General features: G+C 69.4%; 3 protein-coding genes. All 3 read right to left on the bottom strand.

The features are described 5' to 3' along the window. Positions 1-157: 157 nt before the first annotated feature. Genes VF662_RS15790 through VF662_RS15780 form a run of 3 tightly spaced genes read right to left on the bottom strand, consistent with a single transcriptional unit; the run spans position 158 to position 3,004 of the window. Entirely contained in the window at positions 158-1,054 is an 897-nt protein-coding gene (locus tag VF662_RS15790) for a tyrosine recombinase (RefSeq protein WP_464142907.1), read from the bottom strand. Continuing rightward, positions 1,051-2,847: a hypothetical protein gene (locus tag VF662_RS15785; RefSeq protein WP_464142906.1), complete on the bottom strand. Its 1,797-nt coding sequence runs from the start codon at positions 2,845-2,847 to the stop codon at positions 1,051-1,053. The genes VF662_RS15790 and VF662_RS15785 overlap by 4 nt, the downstream gene beginning before the upstream one ends. Further along, complete coding sequence (locus VF662_RS15780) at positions 2,828-3,004, bottom strand: hypothetical protein (RefSeq protein ID WP_464142905.1); 177 nt, start codon at positions 3,002-3,004, stop codon at positions 2,828-2,830. Before VF662_RS15780 ends, VF662_RS15785 begins: the two co-directional genes overlap by 20 nt. Between the last annotated feature and the right edge of the window lie 134 nt (positions 3,005-3,138).

Below are 3,138 nucleotides of genomic sequence, written 5' to 3'. Positions count from 1 at the left end.
GCCTGAAGCCGCTCGATCTCGGCATCGATGTTGATCGAACCCGCCTCGGCAGTCTCGCGCAACTCGTTGAGGCGCGTGTCCAGCTCGGAGAGCGGCTTTTCGAAATCCAGGAAAGTCGGCATGCAGCGCGTGGGGTTAGGCGCGCCCGCTCATCGCGTCAACGAGGCGGAGCGTCGGCAAGCGGATGCCGGCTGTTGACGAGATCGATCAGGCGGCGGCTGTCGACATGGGTGTAGATCTGGGTGGTGACGATGTCGGCGTGGCCGAGCAGCATCTGAAGGGCACGAAGGTCGGCGCCGCCTTCGAGCAGGTGCGTTGCGAAGGCGTGGCGGAGGACGTGGGGGCTGATCCGCTCAGGCGGGATGCCGGCGGCGGCGGCAAGCTCCTTGAGGAGCTGGTAGAGGCGAACCCGGCTGAGATGCTTCTTCCCCGACGGGAACAGCCACACCGAATCCCGCGGCACCAGGGCTGCCCATTCCGCAACTGCGGCACGCGCTTTGTCGGAGATGGGGACTAGCCGTTCGCGCGCGCCTTTGCCGCGCAGGATGAGGTAGGGCTTGTCGGGGGAGACCGCGTTCCTCGGGAGCGAGACCAGTTCTGTCGCACGGAGGCCCGAACCGTAGAGCAGCTCCACCAGCGCCGCCATCCGTAGCGTGGCGGCATCGCCCGCCCCGTCCTTGCGGCGCTGAAGCTCCGCGAAGAGGGCGTCGACCGATGAGTGATCGAGGATCTTCGGGAGCGGCCGCTCATTTGCGGGGCGCGGCAGAGCGGCCGAGGGATCGTCGGCCCGAAGCCCCTCATCGTGAAGGAAGCCGTAGAAGCGGCGAAGGGCTGCCGACTTGCGGGCGACGGTGGCGCGCTTCAACGGCAGCCACTCCTCGCCCAGCTTCTTGAGCTCGTCGCCGCTCGCCGCCGAAAGTCGGCCGGTCAGGATCTCGGAGGCGCCGCGCAAGTCCCGCTCATAGGCCATGAGCGTGTTGGCGGCGGCGCCCGCCTCGGCGGCCATCATTTCGAGGAAGGCGCCGATCAGCTGCCGGTCCTCGCCAGCGTTCACAGCCGCGCCAGCGCCTCCGCGGCGATCATCCGCGCCTCATATTCAAGCCCCACCCGGCGAAGCGCGCCGACGATCCGGTAGAGGTGCTCGGGCGGAACGCCGGTCCAGCCCGGCGTCTGCATGCCGGCCGCGGCCAGGAGAACGACGCTGCCTTGCTGCCCCCGCTCCGCGGCGCGGTCGAGGAGCCGGGTCCAGCGGTTCTGCCGGCCAAGGTCGATGCCGAGATCCGATGCGTAATCGTCGGCCCCGTCGAGGCGGCCAAGCCCTGCAAGCGCCGCGACCAGCATCTTGGACCGGATGTCGTTCGGGCTGTCGTCATTGCCGATGAAGGTGCCGAGGCGGCCGGAATCGACGGTGACGCGCGGCGATCCGAGCGCAAGCAGCGCCCAGGCATCGTCCGCTTCCCTGCCGTCCATCCCCTGGACCGCGCCCGCCCATCGCGCCGCGCGCGCGTCGGAGCCGGCGCTCAGCATCGAGGCGATGAGTTTCCGCGCATCGCCCTGCAGCTCCGGCGAAGGGGCGACTCGGGCAGCCGCGCCGGCGGTGAGGATGAGGTTCGCATAGCGCCGGGGCTCGGCGTCGCCGCCGTCATCCCAGAGATCCCTAAGCGCCCGCACACGGGCATCGGCGTCCCGCGAGACGTAGGCGGCGCGGAGCCGGCCGGCGACCGAATCGCGGAACTCGGAAGGGTCGGTGTTGTCGCCGATGAGGCTATACATCTCCACCAGCGAAGCGTTGGAGAAGACGCCGAGCGAAGCCGCGGTGAGCGCGGCTTCCACCCTTTGTTCGAGCGGAAGCATCGGCGCGCGCGCCTGCCATGCGCGCACGTGCGAACCGGCGCCGGACATCAGCTTTGCCGGGATGTCGAGGCCTGTGGCGGTCGCGATTCCGAACCGCCAGCTGTTGAGGCTGTCGACTTCGTCCCACTGAATCGTGACCGCGCGGCGGGTGTTCTCGCCGGCGCCGATCACCTTCTCGGCGAGCGTCACGTCGATCGGCTGGGCGCGGCTCCGGCGCCTTGCCTGCTGGATGAGCGTGCTCGCGCGCGCCGGCTCGCCCTCCAGCGCTGCGCACATCGCATCCGCCAGGGGCCAGACCGGCTCGTCGGAAGTCTTCCGGCCAGGCTCCACCAGCGGGCACAGGGCCGCCGGATCGGAGGTCGCGAGCGCCACCTGGACGGCGACGGTGAACATCTTCGGAGTGAACTGATCCACGTCCACCGACTGGACGAGCATCCGCGCGGCATCGGCCTCGCCCATCCGGAGCAGAAGCCACGCCCGCTCCGCCACCCAGTCGACCGGATGGACGTAGGACGGCGCTGCCACCCGCGACAGCAACGCGCGGCGCAGCAGGATCGACATCCAGCGCGAGGGCAGCGGCGCGTCCATGCGGCGCATCAAGGTAGCGAGGAAGCGGCCGTTCGCCGTTCCGAAAGCGGCTTCGTCGAGGCCCCATTCGGCCGGGCCGATCGCGCCGACGACGTCGATGGGGCGGCGCGCGAAATCGGGGATCTCGATCGGCGGCGGCGGCGGCTCGAGGGCCTGCAGATCCTCCAGTGCCGAATTCTCCACAGCCTCCAGCCCCGGCAAGGGCGTCGCCTGCGGAGAAGAAGGCGCGGGGGCCGGCGTCGCGGGCGCCGCCGCATTCTCCTCCGCGGGAGGCGGAGGAGGCTCCTGGAAACCGGGCGGAAGCAACGGCTCCGGAGTCTGCGTCTGCTGGCTCAGCGCCGGAATGGCGAGCGCCAGCAACCCAGCTCCGGAGAGAAGAAGCGCGTTAACCCGCCAGCGCTTCATTCGTCACGTCCTGCTCGATCCGCTGCAGGGGGACCTCGGTATCCACGGTTGCGAAATAGATGATTGCACCGACCAGAAGCACTGCAAGCCCAATGAGGATCGCAGGCAGCGGCGAGCGGCGCCGGCGCGGTGTCGAGAGAGAAGAATATTTGCCCATGCGCGGCCTTTTGCCCCACGATGCGGCACTATGTATAGCCCCAGCAGCATGGCCACGACGCTTAGGAAGCCGGACCGTTCGATCGTGCTCGTCGGGCTGATGGGGGCCGGCAAATCCACGGTGGGGCGGCGGCT

It is taken from the genome of Allosphingosinicella sp. (assembly GCF_036387215.1).
Classification (GTDB): Bacteria; Pseudomonadota; Alphaproteobacteria; order Sphingomonadales; family Sphingomonadaceae; genus Allosphingosinicella.
This window is presented reverse-complemented; position numbering and strand designations above follow the sequence as displayed.

Coding starts and splice junctions, on each gene's coding strand:
- VF662_RS15785 (WP_464142906.1), bottom strand. CDS start 2,847: ATGAAGCGCTGGCGGGTTAACGCGCTTCTTCTCTCCGGAGCTGGGTTG.
- VF662_RS15780 (WP_464142905.1), bottom strand. CDS start 3,004: ATGGGCAAATATTCTTCTCTCTCGACACCGCGCCGGCGCCGCTCGCCG.